The organism is Coriobacteriia bacterium (assembly GCA_018368455.1).
In the GTDB taxonomy this organism is placed as follows: domain Bacteria; phylum Actinomycetota; class Coriobacteriia; order Coriobacteriales; family UMGS124; genus JAGZEG01.
Genome location: JAGZEG010000011.1, coordinates 96,002 through 115,763, shown reverse-complemented (window position 1 = coordinate 115,763; position 19,762 = coordinate 96,002). Strand labels below are relative to the sequence as shown.

At 65.3% G+C, this 19,762-nt stretch carries 18 protein-coding genes; 2 read left to right on the top strand and 16 right to left on the bottom strand.

What is annotated here, in order from left to right:
• The 10 genes from KHZ24_08485 to KHZ24_08440 form a co-directional block, all read right to left on the bottom strand.
• On the bottom strand, positions 1 to 1,476 hold a 1,476-nt coding region (locus tag KHZ24_08485), incomplete at its 3' end, for an FAD-binding protein (protein MBS5451230.1).
• A 247-nt stretch (positions 1,477 to 1,723) separates the two neighbouring features.
• On the bottom strand, positions 1,724 to 2,581 hold the full coding sequence (locus KHZ24_08480) for a metallophosphoesterase (GenBank protein MBS5451229.1): 858 nt from the start codon (positions 2,579 to 2,581) through the stop codon (positions 1,724 to 1,726).
• Positions 2,582 to 2,739: 158 nt separating this feature from the next.
• Positions 2,740 to 3,528 (bottom strand): phosphonate ABC transporter, permease protein PhnE, encoded by a 789-nt coding sequence (gene phnE, locus KHZ24_08475; protein ID MBS5451228.1) that lies wholly within the window; start codon positions 3,526 to 3,528, stop codon positions 2,740 to 2,742.
• Complete coding sequence (phnE, locus tag KHZ24_08470; protein MBS5451227.1) at positions 3,525 to 4,304, bottom strand: phosphonate ABC transporter, permease protein PhnE; 780 nt, start codon at positions 4,302 to 4,304, stop codon at positions 3,525 to 3,527. The genes phnE (KHZ24_08475) and phnE (KHZ24_08470) overlap by 4 nt, the downstream gene beginning before the upstream one ends.
• 14 nt (positions 4,305 to 4,318) lie before the next feature.
• Positions 4,319 to 5,104, bottom strand: a complete 786-nt coding sequence (gene phnC, locus KHZ24_08465; protein ID MBS5451226.1) for a phosphonate ABC transporter ATP-binding protein — start codon at positions 5,102 to 5,104, stop codon at positions 4,319 to 4,321.
• 106 nt (positions 5,105 to 5,210) lie between these two features.
• A complete protein-coding gene (locus KHZ24_08460; GenBank protein ID MBS5451225.1) occupies positions 5,211 to 6,128 on the bottom strand; it encodes a phosphate/phosphite/phosphonate ABC transporter substrate-binding protein in 918 nt (305 codons plus the stop codon).
• A gap of 379 nt (positions 6,129 to 6,507) precedes the next feature.
• On the bottom strand, positions 6,508 to 7,989 hold the full coding sequence (locus KHZ24_08455; protein MBS5451224.1) for an FAD-dependent oxidoreductase: 1,482 nt from the start codon (positions 7,987 to 7,989) through the stop codon (positions 6,508 to 6,510).
• A gap of 132 nt (positions 7,990 to 8,121) precedes the next feature.
• Positions 8,122 to 8,424 (bottom strand): ribosome assembly RNA-binding protein YhbY, encoded by a 303-nt coding sequence (yhbY, locus tag KHZ24_08450; protein MBS5451223.1) that lies wholly within the window; start codon positions 8,422 to 8,424, stop codon positions 8,122 to 8,124.
• Between the two features lie 160 nt (positions 8,425 to 8,584).
• Entirely contained in the window at positions 8,585 to 10,084 is a 1,500-nt protein-coding gene (locus KHZ24_08445; GenBank protein MBS5451222.1) for a multidrug efflux MFS transporter, read from the bottom strand.
• Between the two features lie 82 nt (positions 10,085 to 10,166).
• Positions 10,167 to 10,307: a hypothetical protein gene (locus KHZ24_08440; GenBank protein MBS5451221.1), complete on the bottom strand. Its 141-nt coding sequence runs from the start codon at positions 10,305 to 10,307 to the stop codon at positions 10,167 to 10,169.
• Between the two features lie 217 nt (positions 10,308 to 10,524).
• On the opposite strand from KHZ24_08440, the gene KHZ24_08435 reads away from it, so the two are divergent.
• Entirely contained in the window at positions 10,525 to 11,760 is a 1,236-nt protein-coding gene (locus KHZ24_08435; GenBank protein MBS5451220.1) for a glycosyltransferase family 4 protein, read from the top strand.
• Between the two features lie 266 nt (positions 11,761 to 12,026).
• Positions 12,027 to 14,027 (top strand): FAD-dependent oxidoreductase, encoded by a 2,001-nt coding sequence (locus KHZ24_08430; GenBank protein MBS5451219.1) that lies wholly within the window; start codon positions 12,027 to 12,029, stop codon positions 14,025 to 14,027.
• Here the strand turns inward: KHZ24_08430 and cobK are convergent.
• The 6 genes from cobK to cobD are packed head-to-tail and all read right to left on the bottom strand — an operon-like array spanning position 14,024 to position 19,756.
• Positions 14,024 to 14,821 (bottom strand): precorrin-6A reductase, encoded by a 798-nt coding sequence (gene cobK / locus KHZ24_08425; protein MBS5451218.1) that lies wholly within the window; start codon positions 14,819 to 14,821, stop codon positions 14,024 to 14,026. The two genes, KHZ24_08430 and cobK, sit on opposite strands and share 4 nt — an antisense overlap.
• Positions 14,818 to 15,537 (bottom strand): precorrin-8X methylmutase, encoded by a 720-nt coding sequence (locus KHZ24_08420; protein ID MBS5451217.1) that lies wholly within the window; start codon positions 15,535 to 15,537, stop codon positions 14,818 to 14,820. The genes cobK and KHZ24_08420 overlap by 4 nt, the downstream gene beginning before the upstream one ends.
• Positions 15,538 to 15,585: 48 nt before the next feature.
• Complete coding sequence (locus KHZ24_08415) at positions 15,586 to 16,110, bottom strand: cob(I)yrinic acid a,c-diamide adenosyltransferase (protein MBS5451216.1); 525 nt, start codon at positions 16,108 to 16,110, stop codon at positions 15,586 to 15,588.
• 16 nt (positions 16,111 to 16,126) lie between these two features.
• Positions 16,127 to 17,683: a cobyric acid synthase gene (locus KHZ24_08410; GenBank protein MBS5451215.1), complete on the bottom strand. Its 1,557-nt coding sequence runs from the start codon at positions 17,681 to 17,683 to the stop codon at positions 16,127 to 16,129.
• Complete coding sequence (locus KHZ24_08405; protein MBS5451214.1) at positions 17,676 to 18,788, bottom strand: aminotransferase class I/II-fold pyridoxal phosphate-dependent enzyme; 1,113 nt, start codon at positions 18,786 to 18,788, stop codon at positions 17,676 to 17,678. The genes KHZ24_08410 and KHZ24_08405 overlap by 8 nt, the downstream gene beginning before the upstream one ends.
• On the bottom strand, positions 18,785 to 19,756 hold the full coding sequence (cobD, locus tag KHZ24_08400) for a cobalamin biosynthesis protein CobD (GenBank protein ID MBS5451213.1): 972 nt from the start codon (positions 19,754 to 19,756) through the stop codon (positions 18,785 to 18,787). The genes KHZ24_08405 and cobD overlap by 4 nt, the downstream gene beginning before the upstream one ends.
• Positions 19,757 to 19,762: the final 6 nt, after the last annotated feature.

The window sequence follows — 19,762 nt, the reverse complement described above, 5'->3', positions numbered from 1 at the left end:
GCCGTCCCAGCGCAGGACACGCGAGCCCGTGTCGCGCTTTGCACCGCCGGTCGTGCCCACGAGCGTCGGTGTGATGGCAACGGCGTAGTACGGTGGCGTATCGATGGCGGCCATCGTCTCGGGGTCGCGGCCGAACGCGTCGGTGCCGCTGGCGACGCCCTCGTTGTAGGCGTCAATCGTAGCCTTGAGCGCCTCGGGGTCGCGGCCGAGGGCCTCGGCAAGCTCCTCGATCGTGTCGGCCTTCGTGATCCAGCCCTTCTCGATCTCGACGGAGTTGTCGTCGGACCACGTGTAGCCGAGCGTCGTGATGGGCCAGGACAGCCACATCGTGACGATGGGGCCGGCCGTGCGCGTCTTCTCGTCAAAGATGAGGTCGACGGGCAGGGCGCGGTCGTGCGGCAGGTCAACGTAGTGGCCGTACTGCTTGTACTTCATGTGCTGGCGGTGGTACGAGCCGGCCTCGTTGTAGAAGCGCTGCGTCTCGGCGTCAACCTCGATCCACGAGCCGGCAGCCATCGTGAAGTTGCGCATGAACGTGCTCTCGTAGTCCGGTACCTTGATGCCCAGCCAGAAACCGCCGGACTGCGTCTGGTTGCGCATGTGCCAGATCTCGGCGCCCAGGCCCATGAGTACCTGGATGGCGTCGCCGGTGTTGCCCGGCGTGCCGCCGGTGTACACCATGTCCATGCCGTGGAAGTCGCGCTGCATCTGCAGGTTGTTCTCGTAGCCGCCGCAGGCGAGTACGACGCCCTTCTCGGCCTTGATCTTCTTCTCAGTGCCCTTGTCATCGACAAGGATGCCGACGACGCGGCCGTCCTCGTCGATGATGACGTTCTTGAACGCGACCTCGTACTGCACCTCGATGTTGGGGCGTGCTTCGCAGGCGAGGTGGAAGCCGCGCCACACGCCACCGTACTCGAACGTCGTGCCGGCAGCGCGCACGTGGCCCGAGCAGCCGGAGAAGCTGGAGCCGTCGAGGTCGGGGAACTCGGTCACGAGCTTGCCCCAAATGAGGGGGCCGCCGCCAACGTAGCCGATCTCGTAGTCGACCGGCGAGACCGTTCCCTGGATCCAGCCCGTCTGCGTCGCGAACTCGTTGCACAGCCAGTCGAGGTACTCCTCGGGGATGGGGTTCGGCTCAAAGCACGCCGCCATGTAGCGCTTGAACGTGTCGATGTCATCGGGGTTCGGGCAGATGACCGTCTGGCCAGACGCGATGGAGTTGCCGCCGGCCTGGGCCTCGTCAAGCTTCTCGATGACGAGGATCTTGGCGTCGGGATCGATGTCGCTTGCCTCGAGGGCAGCGGCCTCGCCGGCCAGGCCATAGCCGACAACGAGGAAGTCGACCGTCGTGTCAAAGCCGGCGTCTCCGGCCTCGGATGCCATGACAACCGGCGGAATAGCCGCAAAGCCCAGGGCGGCGGTCCCCAGCGCCGCCCCCTTGATGAGATTCCTACGGGTGCATGTGGTAGCCATACGTGTGCCTCCTTACGCATATCGGCGCGCCCCCTTGACGCGCCAGCTGATCTCATCATGGAGGGCGCCACACAAAAGGGATAGGTGCATTTTGCACCCCAGCAAACCCGCAGGTAGAGGCGTCAAGCTGCCAGGCAATCCAGACGGCTAACCGATATTTGGTGATGACGTGGAGGCATTGACAAGGTTCGGTTCCGTGCATAAGTGCCCCAGACGGCCACCATACCGAGCTTCTGGTGACCCCGCCCTATCGGGAAAAGATAACCTCGCCGATAGAACTGCCATCGCTGAACGTGTGAGTCTCGACATGGCTCACCCTACCGTCGGCAGCCACCTCGTAGCGATTGAATCCCCAGGCCCGCGTGAAGCCGACGCCGGAGCGGCCATAGAGGTTATCACCTTGGAATGACAGCCCGTCGGCCGTGTAATACGGGATGCCGTGCACAAAGCCGCGCGCCTGATGGTGCGTGTGACCCGTGAGGATCGTGCGCACGCCATGCGCGGCCAGACAGTCCCACAGCGCGTCGGGAGCGTCGACAGCCGGCGTGGCGAACTGGCCCGGGTCGAGGTGATGGTGCGTCGCCAGCACGATGGGCGTCCCCTTCGGCAGTTTCGAAAGAACGCCGTCGAGCGCTTCGACACGCCCGTCATCCACGAACCCGTCCGCATAACCAAAGCGCGCGGAGTCAAACGTCACGAACGCCACGCCGCCCACGACCTCGACCTGCGGAGCAAACGGCAACTCGGATGCCGGAACCACCTGGCCATACCAGCCTGCGCGCAGGGCGGCAACGTGGTCGTGGTTGCCTGGCGTCACGAGCACGGGCGTGCCCACCGCCCCCGCGTCGGCAAGTGCGGCGTCAAAAGAGCGGCGCAGCGCCCGGTAGTCGCCCTCGTCACCGTCATCAGTGAGGTCACCGGTAAGCACGATGAGGTCTACTCCCCCTGCGCACCCCCTCGACAGCGCTTCGCTCAGCGCACCGGTTATGTCGCCCATCGCGCAGAGCATGCGGTCGTATGCCGAGGCGTTCGCTGCGTCAGCGCCGCCGCGTCCCTCGTATGAGCGCAGAAAGTGCGTATCGGAGATGTGAAGCACGCGTACCATGAGAAGACCTCCCCTGTCGGGCATGCAAAGCAGAGACGGCCCCGAGCCTGCACCTGTGCGCAGATTCGGGGCCGTCTTGGACAAATCTCCCGCACAGACAAGCACGAGGAAGGCAAAGGCGGGGCACTAAGAAGCCCAAACCCCGGCGTCCAGAGACGCTACTTCAGACGCTTGCGGATGGCCCCGCCCACGAAGTCGATGACGAACACGGCCACGATAACGGACAGCAGGATGATACTCACCGTCGCCCAGTTACGAGCCTGAATGGCAAAAATAAGCGGAGCACCGATGCCGCCTGCCCCGACGAGGCCCAGCGTCGCCGCCGAACGCACAGCGATCTCGAAGTGGTTGAGCGCGATGGAGCTCCAGATGGGCATCAGGTGTGGGATGCGCGCGAAGAACATGGCCTGCCAGAAGTTGCCGCCCACGGCACGCACGGCCTCGACCGGCTCGTCACTCATCGCCTCCATCTCCTCGCACCACAACTTGCCCAGCATGCCGATCTGGTGCACACCGATGGCGAGCACGCCGGCAAACGGGCCGGGCCCCACGACCTTCACGAAGATGATGGCGTAGATGAGCTCGGGAAACGCGCGCAGCACGTTGAGCACGAACTTGAACACGCGCGGCACGACAGGATGCTTCCACAGCACGTTGCTCGCAAGCAGCGTGACGGGGAACGCCAGCACGCACGCGATGGCCGTGCCGAGAAAAGCAATGCCGATCGTCAGCAGCAGCAGGCTGAAAACGTCCTCGCCACTGCCGTCGTAGAAGTACGCCCAGTCGGGCTGGGCTAGCCCCGCAAACACGCTGCCGGCAAGCGACGCCGAGAACGATCCGAGGCTCGAGTAGTCCAGGCCGGCCGCCGACCACACGACGATCGCCACAACGAGAACGGCGATGACGATGCGGCGGACGCGCTGGAGCAGAACGCTATGCCCACTCACTTGAGCCTCCTTCGAACCAGCTCGCTCAGAAAGTCGACGACGATGACGACGACGAGGATCATGAGGATGACGACGCTCACACGGTCATAGCGGAACAGGCCGAGCTGCGAGTTCAAGATGGTGCCGATACCGCCGGCGCCCACGTAACCAAGCACGGTCGACGCGCGCACGTTTATTTCGAACGCATAGAACGTATAGCTGGCAATCTGGCTCATGACCTGCGGGAATATCGCCCACACGGCCACTTGCAGCCTGTTGGCGCCCACGGCGATAGCCGCCTCGATCGGTGCCTCGTCAACGGACTCGACCGCCTCGAACACGAGCTGACTCACGATGCCAAGCGTGAATATCGCGATGGTGACGACGCCCGTGAACTCACCGATGCCCAGGATGGCAACGGCCAGCGCAGCCAGGAGCAGCGTGGGGATAGTACGAATGATGTCGAGGATGACGCGAAACACCCACGTGAGCGCCTTGTTATGCGTGACGGTCGTCGTGGCAAGAAACGCGAGCGGGACAGCGACGACCACGCCGACAACCGTGCCGAGCACGGACATCTGAATCGTCTTGATCATCGGGTCGATGAGCTTGGGCACATACGAAAAGTCGGGCTGCAAGAACTTGGAGAGAAACACGCCAGCCTGTGGGGCGCCTGCCACGACGTCGGACAGATTGGCGTCGGTCGCCACGGCACTCGCCCACGCTAGAAGCAGCAGCACTGCAAGCGTGAACGCTTTCTTATACCAGTCGAAGTGGACGGTCTCGCTGATCTTCATGGCGATCCCCGCCCCTATGAGCGCGCGTCGGACGCGGCGTTGTCGGCGGCGCGCAGCTCAGCAGCGGACGTCCCGTACACCTGCGTCAGCATGTCGTCCGTCAGCTCGGCAGGCGTGCCGTCAAACACGACGCTGCCCGCCTTGAGCGCGATGATGCGCGTCGAGTACGAGCGCGCCAGCTCGACAGAGTGGATGTTGACGACGACGGTCTTGCCCTCCTCGCGGTTGATGCGCCGCAGGTCGCCTAGGACGGTGCGCGTCGTCACGGGATCGAGCGAGGCGACGGGCTCGTCAGCCAGGATGACGCTCGCCCGCTGCACGAGGGCGCGCGCGATGCACACGCGCTGCTGCTGGCCGCCCGAGAGCTCGTCGCTACGAGAGTGCAGCTTGTCGGAGAGGCCCACCGTTGCCAGCGCCTTAACGGTGTTCTCGTAGTCTTCCTTCGTGAACAGGCCGAAAATGGAGCGCAGCGTGGAGTAGTGGCCCAGGCGGCCCGACAGCACGTTGCGTTGCACGGTCGAGCGCTTCACGAGGTTGAAGTGCTGGGCGATCATGCCAATGTCGCTGCGAATGCGACGAAGTTGCTTGCGATCGGCCTTCGTGATGGACGTGCCGTTCACCGCGATGTCACCCTCGGTGATGTCAATGAGGCGGTTGATGGAACGCAGCAGCGTCGACTTACCGGCCCCTGAGAGGCCGATGATGGAGACGAACTCGCCGTCCCCGATCGTCAGGTTGATGTGGTCGAGGCCACGCGTCCCGTTTGGATAGACTTTCGATACGTCCTTGAACTCGATCATGTGAGCCTCTCTGAGACGGGAGACATAAGGAGTGCCCCGACCGCCTGCACAAAAGGCGACCGGGGCACCTGCGAACAACGAGATGTGCGAAGTTCCCGCCCGCGGCTTACTCAGAAGCGAGGTCGATGTACTCCTGCATCGTGTCGTAGGCGGCCTCGTCGGCCTCGGTGTAGCCCTTGTGGCTCCACATGGCCATGGCGTCGGCGCCCTCGGTGTCGAGGCTCATGTGCAGGAACACGTTCTTGATGGCCCCCTGCTGGGCCTCGTCCATGCCGGGCAGCACGGCGATGGCGTCGTTGGGGATGTCGCCCTCCGTAAGGTAGAGCACCTTGAGCTCGGCATACAGGTCCTGGTCGGCGAACTTGCCGCCGAAGACGTTGCGCGCTCCCTCGAAGACGAAGCAGGCGTCCTGCTGGCCGTTGAGCACAGCCGTCATCTCGGAGGGGATGTCGTTGACCGTCGTGAGCGTGCAGTCGACAACGGGGTCGATGCCGAGCTTCTTCATCTCGGCGACGGGGTAGATGTAACCGCTCGCGGAGTTGGGCGACAGCGTGGCGATCTTCTTGCCCTTGAGATCCTCGAGCTTCTCGAGGCCGCTGTCGGCCTTCACGAGCACCTCGCCCTTGAACGAGCCCGTGAGCTGGCCGTCGATCGGCTTGCCCGTCTCGCGGTCATACGCGCCGAGCTCGGAGGTCAGCAGGGCCTTGGCGACGCCCATGTTGCGCGCCTGCACGTAGGCGGCCGGCGGCATGATGCCGAGGTCAACCTGCTCGGAGGCCATGGCCTCGACGATGGTGGAGTAGTCGGTGGCAAGCGTAACCTCGACGCTCATGCCGAGCTTCTTGGAGAGGTACTCGGCGAACGGCTTGGCCTTGGCCTGCATGGAGCCGTCGTTATTCGTGGGGACGAACTGGACCGTCAGCTTCTTGGACTCGTCGATGGGCAGGTCAGGCAGAGGCTGGGCGTCCGCAGCGCCGGAGCTCGCCTTGGCAACGTCCTTGGCAGAGGAGGCCTCGGCAGCCATGCCCGTCAGGGGCAGCACGCCAAGAGCCACGAAGGCAGCAACGGCACCCGCCACAAACTCACGCCTGGAAACTGCAGTCATTGCGCATCCCTTTCTGTTGGTTAAAACGAAGCGCCCGCGCACCCGGCGACACGGGGGGCATCACCTGCGCGGATCGGGCATCGGCCCTCGCCTGCACAGCATACGTCTTCGGTCGTTCCCTCCATGCTGTGAAGCGAAGGCTTTGCAGACCGTTTACGATTATCCCAGGCCACGTTCACGCCGTGATCACCTGAAACGAGGGACGCCCGCGAAAACCGTCGCATCTGCCAACGCTCTTCATAAGAAGGGGTGGCATCCCCTCAGGCATGCCACCCCGTCGCGCTAGGTATCAGAAGTTTTACTTGCCCGCGGCCTTTGCGGCGCCGGCGCCAGCGATGCGGCCCCACGTGACGGCGTTCGAGATCGTGAAGCCCATGAACGCGGAGTTGCAGCTCGTCTCGCCGCAGCAGAACATGCCGGGGATCTTCTCACCGTCAGCGCGAAGGACCTGGCTGTCCTTGTCGCGCAGGATGCCGCCGTACGTGATGATGGAGCACGGCGTCACGGGCAGGGCGAAGAACGGCGGCTCGAGCTTCTGCGTGGGCACGCGGCCAAACTCTGCGTCGAAGCCCGTATCGACGGCGGCGTTGTACGCCTCGATCGTCGCGGCAAGGCCGGCGGCGTCGACGCCCATGGCCTCGGCCAGCGCCTCGGGCGTGTCGCCGGTTGCGTACTCGCGGTCCTCGCCGCGCTTCGTCTTGCCCTCCGTCGCGTCGATGGCGGCCTTGTCGGAGACCATCCACACGTAGCCCAGGCCGTCCTTGTGCATCTGGTCAAACACGGGGCGGTTGAGATCCTGGCTCATGTAGCCCTTGGCACCCTCGTTGTAGAAGCGCGTGCCAGCGCTGCCAACCATGATCATGTTCGGCAGCGACGTGAAGCCGTGCACATCGGCTGCAGCAGAGGTGGGCGTGCCCTCCGTCATGATGGTGTAGTCCTTGAGCACGCACATCATGGAGTCGGTGTGGCTCGTGCACGCGCCGGCGTTGGCAGCCATGATGATGCCGTCGCCCGTTGCGCAGGGATGGCCGATGCCCATCGTGCCTGCGACCTCAGGCGTGAAGCGAGCCGCCAGATCGACGTTCATCGAGTAGCCGCCCGTGGCGATGACGAGCCCCGCGCAGCTGTACGTCTTCTCGACGCCGTCAGCACCCTTGGCCACGACGCCCGCGACGGCGCCGTCCTCCATGACGATGGACGTGACGGTCGTCTCAAGCAGGATCGGAATGCCCGACGCCTCGACGGCCTTCGTCAGCGCGTCCGTCAAGGCGGCGCCGGCGCCGTCGACGATGTGCATCATCGTGAGCGGGCCGTAGCCGACGACGGCCTCGGGCTGGAACGGAACGTCAGCGCGCTCGTGTAGCCAGTCGATGGACGGGCCGGACTGCTCGATCGTGATGCCCATGAGCTCGGGGTCGAGGCGATATGAGGCGTTGGCGGCCAGGTTGTCGTACATCTCCTGATACGTGAGCTCGACGCCCTGTTCCTTCTGGATGTACGTATCGTAGCCGCCGATGAGGCCCTGCGAGACGGACGTCGTGCCACCCGTGACCGTGCCCTTCTCGAGCACGAGCACGGAAGCGCCAGCGTCGCACGCCTCGAGGGCGGCGCAGAGGCCGGAGCCGCCCGCGCCAACAACGATGACGTCATAGGCGTCAGCGACGTCCTTGGCGGCAGAGCTCTCAGCCGCCTGAGCCGTCATCGCCATGCTTCCCGCCGCAACGGCGGCCAGACCGAGAGCGCCCGTCCCTACGAACGTCCTGCGCGTAAGCTCAGCCATAGGTGTCCCCTTTCCTTTGGCGCGCCGCCCCTTACGGCACGCACCTGGACACCATCATGGTCACTGGGCCTTGCAGGAGCATCACCCATTTCCTGGGATGGATGTTAAAACGCCTGCTCAGAGGGCAAAATGCTACACGAGTTCGATGCGCTTGATGTCACGGCGATGCGAGGCACGGTACAGCACGAACTTGTGCCCGATGATCTGCACGACCTGGGCGCCAGAGCGGCTCGCCAGATCCTCGGCAGCCTCGCGCACGTCGAGCTCGCTCGTGTCAAGCACGGAGCACTTGATAAGTTCGCGCGCCTCGAGAACTTCGTTGGCACGGGCCACGACGTCGGTCGTGATGTTGCCCTTGCCGACCATGAGGACGGGCTTGAGCTCGTGGGCCATGCCGCGAAGCTGCTTGATCTGGGCGCCAGTCAGTGCTGCCATGAAGGTACCGCTCGCTTTCTTGTTGTACGTCTTGCGTTACAGAGGTTGTACAACGATACCGTGCCCAGGGGTGAAACAGAGGCGGGTGCCGTCCGTTCTCAAAGAAAGCGGACGGCACCCGAACGGAGTCACAATATAGTTGTGGCGTGACCAAAGCCTCCTATTTTTTAGCAGGAGCGGCCGCCCTATGGTGCGTCGGACGCACAAAGAAAATGCATACGAGCAGCGTCACGAACGAAATAGCTGCGCACACCAGGTAGGACGCGCTGATGCCCGCGCCCTGAGCTGCCGCGTCACCAAGCGCTGCATTGCTCGCTGTAACCGACGTCATGACCGTCACGATGATGGCCGTGCTGATGGCGCCAAACACCTGCCGGCCCGTGTTAGCAATGGCATTGCCGTGAGCGATGAGGTCATTGGGCAGCGAGTTGACGCCCCAGGTGTTCACCGGCATGTTCGCCAGGCCCTGGCCGATGGCCTGCACCATGCAGAACACCGCGACATAGATGACGGTCGTCTGAGCGTTGACACGCGAGAGCATGAACAGGCCGAGCGTCATGACGATCAGGCCGACCACGGCCAATCCGCGTGGCCCGCGGCGGTCGAACAACACGCCGGCAACCGGGCTCAACACAATGCCTACGGCCGCCGCAGGCAGCATGACCATACCCGTCGTGGCAGCCGAGACGCCCAGAACGTTCTGTAGGAAGATGGGCAGAGTGACATTGGTGACGGAGACCGCCGCGTTGATGAGCGTCACGACGATGGCCGCCACAAGGAAGTCCTTCGTCGCCAGGGCTTCTAGGCGCAGCAGAGGCTCGGCAAGCCTGCGCTGGCGCACAACAAACATGACGAGCGCAGCGATGCCCAGCACAATGCAGACAATGACGACCGGGCTGCTCCAGCCCATGTTCGAGGCACTCGAAAAGCCGTAAAGCATACAGCCAAACGCGACGGTGGACAGCACGACGGACAGGATGTCAAAACCCGGGTCACTGAGCGTACCGACGTTTCTGAGCATGCACAGGCCCAGCACAAGGATGAGGGCTGCGAGCGGTGCGATCATGAGAAACATGGGCCGCCAGCCCATTGAGTCGATGATCATGCCTCCCACGACGGGACCCACGGCGGGGCCAGCCGCCATGACGATGCCGGCGACGCCCATGGCTGTACCGCGCTTTTCAGGCGGGAACACGAGCAGAGGCACGGTGGCAACTAGGGGCAACAACACGCCCGAACCGGCCGCCTGCAGCACACGCCCCAGGAGAAGGATGAGGTAGGCAGGGGTGGCGGCACACAGCAGCGTGCCGACGATGAACGCGCCCATCGATGCAAAGAATAGCTTGCGCGTAGAGAACTTATCGATGAGATAGCCCGAAACCGGAACCATGATGCCGGAAACAAGCATGTAGATGCTCGTGACCCACTGGGCGTCACCGGCGTTGATGCCGAAGTCACGCATAAGCCCTGGCAGCGCCGGGGACATAATCGTCTGGTTGAGCAGGGCAACGAATGCGCCAAGCGTCACGACAGCGACGATGGCGATAGAAGCTCCACTGATCTCTCCGCCCGGCGCGGGAATGGCAGAGGCGCCTTGAGACGCGGGAGCCTTCCTCTTCGTTGCGGCAGCTGTTTCCCTTTGCGATTGTTTACGTGCCATGATGAACGTTCGTTCCTCTCATACCCGATGCGTTTATACGTCTTATGTCGCATACCGCCATGTCACGCGACATAAGACGTAATCAGATGAGCATCGTAGAGAGGGACGTGGGACACTCAAAACGCGCAGCACGCTCGGGCGCGAGAGCGGGGTTGGCGATATACAGGCGCGCGCGGCGAGCCCGACGATAGGCTCGGACAATCTCGAAGAATATGACGTCCATGCCGCGCACCTCCTTCTGCTCCACATGTGTACCCGTGATATGCACTGCACCGTATGGCCGGCAGCCGGACAGGTCAAGCCGCACGGCACGCCTACCACTGGCTCACCTCGAACGTTCACAGCTGTAGAGAGTTTGTACAAGCTTGGCATCGAATGCCTGAACGGCCACCTATACTGTTTCTCGATAGAAAAGTCGCCCCCGCAGAGAAAGCCAACACATGAGAATTCTCAACGTCACAGCGCAGAAGCCCGACAGCACAGGCAGCGGCGTCTACCTGGCCGAGATGGTGCGCTGCCAGGATGCGGCCGGCCACGAGACAGCCGTCGTCTGCGGGCTGGCACGCGACGACGAGGTGACGACCCTGCCGGCGAGCACCGCGCTGTATCCCGCGCGCTTCGAGACGCCCGAGCTCCCGTTTTGCGTGTGCGGCATGTCGGACAGCATGCCCTACCCCTCGACGCGCTACCGCGACCTCACGCCTGAGATGCTCGCCCAGTTCGAGGCAGCGTTCACACGCGTGCTCAGCACGGCGCTGCAGCAGTTCAAACCCGATATCGTCATCTGTCACCACCTCTACGTCGTGGCGACGCTCGCCCGTGAGCTTGCGCCAAACGTCCCGATGGGCGTCGTCTGTCACTCGACCGACCTACGCCAGATGGGCCAGCACGGTCTTGAGCGTGAGCGCATCATTGCAGCCATGAGGAACATGGACGTCGTGCTTGCCCTTCACGAGGCGCAGGCGCGCGACATCGTGGCAACGTACGGCATCGACCCCGCCTGCGTGCACGTCATCGGAACCGGCTACAACGCGCAGGTGTTCCACGGCAAGACAGAGCCCGCACCGGCACCTCGCCCCGTCGAGCTCGTATACGCCGGAAAGATCTGGCGCAAGAAGGGCGTGGCGAGCCTGCTCGAGGCCCTCGACCTCATCGGCCCGGACGACCTGCCACAGGGTTGCACAGGCCTGCGGCTGCGCATGGCTGGCGGGCACAGCGGCGACGAGAGCGAATACGAGGCCATCGTCGCGCGGGCGAAGGCCTGTCGCTGGCCTGTCGAACTGCTCGGCAAGCTCCCCCAAACGGAGCTTGCAACGGCGTACCGAAGCTCCGACGTCTTCGTGCTGCCCTCGTTTTTCGAGGGGCTACCGCTCGTGACGATCGAGGCGCTCGCCTGCGGGTGCAAGGTCGTCATGACCGACCTGCCCGGCATCCGCCCCTGGATGGAGGCAAGCCTGCCCACCGCTGACGTCACCTGGGTCGAGCCGCCGCGCATGGTCAGCGTCGACGAGCCGCTCGCCGAAGACCTGCCCACGTTCGAGCAACGCCTCGCCGACGCGCTGCGCACCGCAATCGCGATGCCGGCGCGCTCCTGCGACACGAGCGACCTCTCGTGGGAGCACGTTACCGAACACGCTGTATCTGTATTGACAGGCGCATACAGGCGTACTTCGTAGCTCGTGCAAAGCTGTCAATACGTCTTCTAACTTTTGTTTCAGCAAACTTTTCGCCATCCCTCTTGCCGGCTTTCACCCTCCAGTAAGCCATGTCTCACCCCCTCAAGGTGCTATGAACGTTATGCCGCACCGCTCCTGCCCACGCAGCGGTAGGGGTGGTGCCTCTTGTTTCGTATCCGTTGGTACCACGAAGTAAGGGGTTTTCCATGGATCGAAAGTTCGCAGCACTCGCCCCGTCGCTCTCCCGCCGTCAGGTCGTTGGCGGCATGCTCGCCACGGCGGTGGCAGCGCCTCTGTTCACGCTCGGCGCTCGCAATGCCTTTGCTTCAGACAAGGCCTCCTCGGCCGCCGACGCTGCAGCCAGCCTCACCGACGGCACGTATGAGTCCACGCAGCAGGGCATGAACGGCGACGTGACGGTCACAGTCGTCATCGAGGGTGGCGCCATCGCCGACATCCAGGTCGGCGAGAACGCCGAGACGCCCGGCATCGGTGGCCAGCTGCTCGACAAGACGGGCGCCGTCGTGACGTCGACGGGCACCACGCCGGTCGACCTCCTTCCTGGCCTCATCGTCGAGAACCAGTCGCTCGCCGTCGACATGGTGACGGGCGCCACCATCACGTCTGTCGTCATCCTCAACGCCGTGTCCGACTGCATCAAGCAGGCCGGCGGCAACCCCGACGACTTCGCCGCAGAGGTCAGCTATCCCAGCTATGAGGACACCTCGGCTGACGTCGTGGTCGTCGGTGGCGGCGGCGCCGGCCTCGTGGCGGCCATCGTGGCAGCCCAACAGGGCAAGACGGTCGCCATCATCGAGAAGAACGGCTCGTGTGGCGGCGACACGCTCGTTTCCGGCGGCGTCTACAACTCTCCTGACGAAGCGTTGCAGTCCAAAGTCGACATGGGCGACTCGCTGAAGGCTGTTGTCGAAGACGCCCTCGCAAAGACGAGCGACGACCCTGATAAGCAGAAGGTTCTTGAGGAGATGCAGGCTCCCGTCAAGGAGCAGTGGGAGGAGTACAAGGCCTCCGGCCGCACCGACCTGTTCGACACGAAGGAGTGGTACGCCCTCCAGACGTGGATCAACGGAGACATGGTGGCCAACCCTGAGCTCGTCAAGGTACTCACGTACAGCGCGTACGACGGCCTCAACTGGCTTAAGGACATCGGTTGGGAGTCCAGCGACACTATCGCTCAGGCCGCCGGAGCGCTGTGGCAGCGCACGCACTCGCCGCTGATGCGTATGGGCACGGGCCTCATCAGCACGTACGGCACGCAGCTCGCCGAGCTCTCCGATCAGATCACCGTGTTCACCGAGGCCACGGCCACCGAGCTCGTCGTAGAGGACGGCAAGGTCGTCGGCGTCGTCGCGAAGGGCAACCACAACGGCGAGTCGTTCACGGTGAGCGCCACCGACGGCGTCGTGCTGTCGACGGGCGGCTTCTCTGCCAATGGCAAGATGGTGCAGGAGAACAATACTGCCGGCAAGTGGCCTGACCTCTCCGACGTCATGACGACGAACCGCTTCAGCTGCTCCCAGGGCGACGGCATCGCAATGGCTCAGGGCGCAGAGGCGTCGCTGACGGACATGGACCAGATCCAGCTGCTCTACCTCGGCAACACGGTTGACGGCCACATGACGAAGTACCCGACGCGCGTGCTGAGCGGCACGGACCAGGTCATCTTCATCAACAAGAACGGTGAGCGCTTCGTGCAGGAAGACGGCCGTCGCGACCAGATTTGCCTCGCCGTGTTCGAGCAGCCTGACAAGATGTTCTACTTCCTCGAGTCGGGCGACGGCGCCGGCTACAAGGACATCCACGATCCCGAGTGGCGCAGCGACGACGGCTTCACGTTCGAGTACCTCGAGCAGAACGGCTACATCGTCTGGGATGACACGCTCGAGGGCCTGGCCGGCAAGCTCGGCATGGACCCGGCCACGCTGCAGGCAACCGTCGACGACTTCAACGCCATCGTAGACTCCGGCAACGACCCGCTCGGGCGTGCGCTGTTCAGCACGAAGCTCGAGAACGGTCCGTGGGTTGCTACGCCGCGCCAGGCGTGCATCCACCACACGATGGGCGGCGTGACGATCGACACCGAGGCGCACGTGCTCGACGAGTCCGGCGCCGCCATCGACGGCCTGTACGCAGCCGGCGAGATTACGGGCGGCACGCACGGTGGCAACCGCCTCGGTGGCAATGCCATCGTCGACACGGTCGTGTTCGGCAAGCTCGCCGCTGAGACGCTCGTGGCCGATCACTAAGCGAGGCCGAGGGCAGCGCAAACCTGCTCGAACGTATAGGTGACTCCCGGCTCGGGAGGACGGGCAAGGACGACGAGTCCCACGCCCGCCTCCCGGGCCGCTTCTATTTTGGCAGGCATGCCGCCAGGGGCGCCCGCATCCTTCGTGACCATCCAGTGGGCGCCGACCATGCGCAGCGTCGCGACGTTCATCTCGCGAGGAAACGGGCCCTGCATGCAGATGAGGTGCGCCGGCGCAAAGCCCAGCTCCCTCGCACGCGCGAGCGCGGCCGGGTCGGGCAGGATGCGCGCATAGAGCCTCGCGACGAAGTCGGGCAGTGTCGCAAACGTCGGAAGGTCCTTGCTGCCGGTCGTGAGCAAGACACGTCCCTCGGTTCTCGCGAGAAAGCGCACGGCAGCCGCGGCGTCAGTGACTTCGACGATACGGGCGCTTGCGTCGTCGAAAGGTGCCCCGCTCTCAGCGTCTTCGCGCGAGGAAGGGCGCAGCAGACGCAGGTACCGAACGCCATCGTGCTCCGCCGCCGCGCGGATGTTAGCGCTGGCCTCGGCGGCATACGGGTGCGTCGCGTCGATGACGACGTCGAAGCCCCCGGCCAGCACCTCCTCCATGGCGGCCTCGGAAAGGCGGCCAGCGCGGACATCGATGCCCGGAAGGTCTTGCAGCAGCTCGGCACCGTACTCGGTCGCGACAAAGGCCGTCGCCCGCCTTCCGGCAGTGCTGAGCAACCGGCAGAGCTCGTGCCCCTCCGTCGTGCCCGCAAACAGGGCGAGCCGCGCGTTGTGCAAGTCCCTCATCGAAGCTCCCCCGTGCAGGCTTTCCGCGGGTCGGCACCCGGGCGCGTCAGCATGTAGAGCAGCGCGTTCACGATGGCGGCGGCGACATTCGAGCCGCCCTTGCGTCCGCGTGCGACGATACAGGGGGCCCCGCTTGCCAGCAGCTCCTCCTTGCTTTCGACAACGTGGACAAAGCCCACGGGAACGCCTATGACGAGCAGGGGGTCAAGCCGGCCCTCGCGGCGCAGCTCGTTGACACGCAATAGGGCAGTAGGGGCGTTGCCCACGGCGATGATGAGCGGGCCCTCGATGCCGCACGCCTTGTCCATGCTCGCCACCGCACGCGTCGTGGCGTTGGCACGAGCTGCCGCGGCGACGTCGGCATCCGCCATGAAGCACCGCACCGTGCAGCCGAGGCGCGCAAGAGACGGCTTGCTGATACCGGCCAACCCCATGTTCGTATCCGTCAGGATCGTGACGCCGCCAGTTGCCAGAGCGTCGAGCGCATGTGCCACAACCTGCGGGCTCGGCGAAAACGTCAGTGTATCGGCGTAGGAGAAGTCCGCCGTCGTGTGGATGGCGCGCAACACGATGGGGGCGACGAGTGGATCGAGCCGATCCAGCCGCGAGCCCAGCTCTGAACGGATGATGCGCAGGCTCTCACGCTCGATGTCAGAGGCGGCCGACGCGAGGTCGTGCGAGCGGTCTTCTACGCGGGCGTCGCGCAAGGGTTTCATATGGTCAGGCATGCATGCGTCCTCTCGGCCTCGCCCAGCTCTCCGCCCTCAGTATTCCACGCCGGCACGAGCTGCAACGCCGTGCTCGTAGGGATGGCGCACACTGCGCATCTCGGTCACGTAATCGGCAGCCTCAAGTATCCAGGGCGCCGGGTTGCGTCCCGTGATGACGAGCTCGGGGCCACTCTGGGCGCCGGAAGCTAAACGCACGAGCTCGCGCAGAGCCGTCTCGTCCAGAAGGCTCGCGTTGAGGGCGTCCAGCACCTCGTCCAGCACGATGAGCTGGGCTTCCCCAGAGCGCGCGGCATCAAGGGCGCAAGCCAGGTTGGCATCGTGCACGGCCTTCGACGCGATCCTTTGCTCGGGCGTCATGCGAAACGTGAACGTGACGGGCGGCTCGTCATGCAACACGCGCACTCTCGGCAGACGCATGAGCTCGCGCACCTCGCCGCTCGTGCCATCCTTGAGAAACTGTACGACGAGCACGGGCCATCCGGCCGCATGCGCCCGCAACACCAGCCCCATCGCAGCCGTCGTCTTGCCTTTGCCGTCACCGTGGTACACGTGTAGCATGTGATCTCCGATCGAGTTATCGGGTCGAAGTGGCAGCGCCCTCTTCAAGGATGCGCCGAACGGCGGAGATGTCCAAGCTGGCGCGCAGAGCCGCGGCAAGGCGGTCAAGCTCGCGCTCGCGGTGGATGGACGCCGGCTCGACGGTGGTGCTTGCCGGAGGAAGGCCACGACGCGCGAGCAGGGCGTCGACCAGCGCCTCGACAACGCCGGGGGCGTCGAAGAAGCCGTGCAAGTAGGTGCCGAGCACATCGCCACGCACGAGGCCGACGACATGCGGCGCACAGGAAGCGTCCCCCGACGGGCTCGCGAAGAGCGCGACGCAGGCATCGCCGCCCGAGAGCTGCGTCGTCTCCCCCATGTGAATCTCGTAACCCTCGAGACCGATGCCCTCCAGACACGAAAAGAACCCGGGCACCCGCCCGAGCGACGAGCTCACGAGGCCGAGGTGCTTCTCGCGAGAAAACGCCGTCGTCACCGGGAGCAGGCCAAGACCGGGCGCACGATCCCCAGGCGCCCCCTCGGAGCCGGTGGGATCCGCCAACTCGGCCCCGAGCATCTGGTAGCCGCCGCAAATGCCGATCGTCGGCGTACCCTGCCCAGCCAACGCCTGCACGCAGCGATCGATGCCCTGCTCGCGCATCCACGCCAAGTCGGCCAGCGTCGCCTTCGTTCCCGGCAGCACGAGCAGGTCGGGCCGGCCCACGTCGCAGGCGTGCTGCACGTAGCGCACGCCCACGAGAGGATGGCGCTCGAGCGGCGCGAAGTCCGTGAAGTTCGAGAGCCTCGGCAGCCGAATGACGGCAACATCGAGGACAGGGACAGGGCTGTCGGCGCCAGGAGCAGCGAGACGCGGGGACAGGGAGTCCTCGTCGTCCAGGTCGAGCTGCATGTGGGGGACAACGCCGAGCACGGGTACGCCGCAGAGCTCCTCGAGCTGGGCCAATCCGGGGCGCAGGATGTCGACGTCCCCGCGAAACTTGTTGACGATGAGGCCGCGCACCAGGGCACGCTCCTGCGGCTCGAGCAGCTGCATCGTGCCGTAGAGCTGCGCGAACACGCCTCCGGGATCGATGTCACCCACGAGCAGCACCGGCGCCCCCACCATACGCGCCAGGCCCATGTTCACGATGTCATCGGCCTTGAGGTTGATCTCCGCCGGGCTGCCCGCCCCCTCTATGACGATGGCGTCGTAGGTCGCAGCCAGCCCGTCGAAGCAGCGGCGAATCGTGGGGATGAGCTCGCGCTTGTAGCGGAAATACTCGCCGGCGCGCATCGTCGCCACGGGGCGCCCGCACACGATGACCTGGCTGCCCACGTCACTCGTCGGCTTGAGCAGGACGGGGTTCATGCGGACGTCCGGCTCGACGCCCGCCGCCTGGGCCTGCAGTATCTGCGCGCGGCCCATCTCGAGGCCATCGCGCGTGACGCCGCTGTTGAGCGCCATGTTCTGGCTCTTGAACGGCGCGACCCCTAGGCCATCTTGGGCGAGCACGCGGCATAGCCCGGCCACGAGCAGGCTCTTGCCGACGTTGGACATCGTACCCTGCACCATGATGACGCGGGCCCTAGGCATGGGGCGCCCCCTCCCCTTGGTCGCCCGCGCCGACGGCGTCACGCACGGCCCGCAGGAGGGCGTCATTCTCGATAGGCGTGCGCACGGCCACGCGACAGTCACCCGGACGCAGGCCGGGATAGTTCGCACAGTCGCGGATAAGGATGCCGCGCGAGGCCAGCCGGTCGCAGAGATCAGGCACGGGGGCTTCGAAGAACAGGTAGTTTGCCTGACCGGGATAAACCGTGCAGCCAGCCGCCCTGAGACCCTCGGCCAGCCGCGGACGCTCTTCTGCGACGAGTACGCGCGTCTTTGCGATGAACGCGTCATCGGACAGCGCGGCCACGCCCGCGGCCTGCGCGACATTGGAGACAGGCCAGGCCTGGCCCGCGGCGCGCATGGCCGACAGCAGGGGCTCGTCTGAGCACAGCGCCCATCCGAGACGCAAGCCCGCCATACCGTAGAGCTTCGTGAACGCGCCGAGGACGAGCAGGTGTGGGTGCGCTTCGACAAGGCCACGCATGCTCGCGGCATCTGGGTCCGGCAGAAACCCGTTGAAGCACTCGTCGACGACGAGCAGGGCGCCGCATTCCTCGCAGCGCGCGAGCGCCGCCTCGAGCAGGGCGCGCGGTGGCACGAGCCCCGTCGGGTTGTTGGGGACGCACAGGAAAACAACGTCCGTGTCAGGCGTGATGTCGTCGAGGAGACGCCCGGTCAAGGCAAAGCCCTCCGCGCGGGATAGCTCGTGGCGAACAACAAGGCACGAGCCGCCGCTCGTGGCGCGCAGGGCCGATTCGTACTCGGAGAACGTCGGCGCGCACACGAGGGCACGGCAGGGCCGTAGCGCCAGCACGAGACGCCAGATGAGGTCAGCGGCTCCGTTGCCGCAGATGACGTGGTCGACGCTAACGCCCGTGCGGGTCGCAAGGGCGGCCCGCAGCTCGCGGCAGAGCGGATCGGGATAGCGATCGGCCTCGTGCAGAGCGTCGGCCGCAGCGATGCGAGCAGCCGGTGACATGCCGAGTGGGTTGCTATTCGCGGAGAAGTCGAGCGGCTCGCGCCCGAAGCGCTCACGATACGTGACGACGTCGCCCCCGTGGGCAGGAAGTACACTGCGAGACGTCATGCGATCACCCCCACGATGGCGACGGCCAGCCCCGCGAGGCCCGCTCGCACCGCCACGCACGCAACAAGCGCCACGCCGGACGTCGCTAGCATGAGGCGATTGGCTCGGACGATGTCGTCGGGCTCGATGGGCCGCGTTGCATCGCCTACCGTCGGCTTGTGGACGACATGCCCGAAGTACGTGGCGTCGCCGTTGAGCTGCAACCCGAGTGCCCCGGCAAACGCCGCCTCCGTCTGGCCAGCATTAGGGCTCGCATGCTTGCGCCGATCGCGTCGCCACACACGCCACGCACCGGGCGCCGACAGGCTCACGAGGGATGCAGCGAGCACGGAGCACAGGGCGGCAAAGCGGCTCGGCAGCCAGTTCGCCACGTCGTCCAGGCGGGCCGCAGCCCGGCCGAAGTCGAGGTAGCGCTCGTTTTTGTAGCCGACCATCGAGTCCATCGTGTTCACCGCCTTGTATGCCAGCGCCAGTGGGCCGCCGCCGATCGCCATGAACAGCAGGGGCGCCACGACGCCGTCGCTCGCATTCTCGGCAACGGTCTCGACGGCTGCCCGCGTCACGCCCGCCTCGTCGAGCTGAGCCGTCTCGCGCCCCACGACCATGGAGACAGCCGTCCGCGCCGCCGGCAGGTCGCTTGCGAGCAGCGGCGCGCGCACGGCCATCGTCTGGCGCCGCAGCTCGCACGTCGCAAGCGCCTGATAGCACATGAGACACTGCAGGACCAGTGCGAGCCACGGCGATGCGAGGCCTGCGAGCGCGACGAGCCCTCCCGACAGCACGAGTGTTGCCAGCGGGAGGACTACGGCGAGCACAAGGCCCGCGTGTCTCCGGCCGGCAGGCGTGTCGGGGAAGGCGCGACGCAGGCGCGGCTCGAGCCAGGCAATCGTGCGCCCCATGCCGACGACCGGGTGCGGCAGGCGACGCGGGTCGCCGAGCGCGAGGTCAAGCGCAAAGCCGACGAGCAGCGGGAG

Coding starts and splice junctions, on each gene's coding strand:
- KHZ24_08410 (MBS5451215.1), bottom strand. CDS start 17,683: ATGCCTAGGGCCCGCGTCATCATGGTGCAGGGTACGATGTCCAACGTC.
- KHZ24_08430 (MBS5451219.1), top strand. CDS start 12,027: ATGCTCGCCACGGCGGTGGCAGCGCCTCTGTTCACGCTCGGCGCTCGC.
- phnE (MBS5451227.1), bottom strand. CDS start 4,304: ATGAAGATCAGCGAGACCGTCCACTTCGACTGGTATAAGAAAGCGTTC.
- KHZ24_08445 (MBS5451222.1), bottom strand. CDS start 10,084: ATGGCACGTAAACAATCGCAAAGGGAAACAGCTGCCGCAACGAAGAGG.
- KHZ24_08415 (MBS5451216.1), bottom strand. CDS start 16,110: ATGCTACACGTGTACCACGGTGACGGCAAAGGCAAGACGACGGCTGCG.
- KHZ24_08405 (MBS5451214.1), bottom strand. CDS start 18,788: ATGACGTCTCGCAGTGTACTTCCTGCCCACGGGGGCGACGTCGTCACG.
- KHZ24_08420 (MBS5451217.1), bottom strand. CDS start 15,537: ATGAAACCCTTGCGCGACGCCCGCGTAGAAGACCGCTCGCACGACCTC.
- KHZ24_08435 (MBS5451220.1), top strand. CDS start 10,525: ATGAGAATTCTCAACGTCACAGCGCAGAAGCCCGACAGCACAGGCAGC.
- phnC (MBS5451226.1), bottom strand. CDS start 5,104: ATGATCGAGTTCAAGGACGTATCGAAAGTCTATCCAAACGGGACGCGT.
- yhbY (MBS5451223.1), bottom strand. CDS start 8,424: ATGGCAGCACTGACTGGCGCCCAGATCAAGCAGCTTCGCGGCATGGCC.
- KHZ24_08460 (MBS5451225.1), bottom strand. CDS start 6,128: ATGGCTGCCGAGGCCTCCTCTGCCAAGGACGTTGCCAAGGCGAGCTCC.
- KHZ24_08455 (MBS5451224.1), bottom strand. CDS start 7,989: ATGGCTGAGCTTACGCGCAGGACGTTCGTAGGGACGGGCGCTCTCGGT.
- KHZ24_08440 (MBS5451221.1), bottom strand. CDS start 10,307: ATGGACGTCATATTCTTCGAGATTGTCCGAGCCTATCGTCGGGCTCGC.
- KHZ24_08480 (MBS5451229.1), bottom strand. CDS start 2,581: ATGGTACGCGTGCTTCACATCTCCGATACGCACTTTCTGCGCTCATAC.
- cobK (MBS5451218.1), bottom strand. CDS start 14,821: ATGAGGGACTTGCACAACGCGCGGCTCGCCCTGTTTGCGGGCACGACG.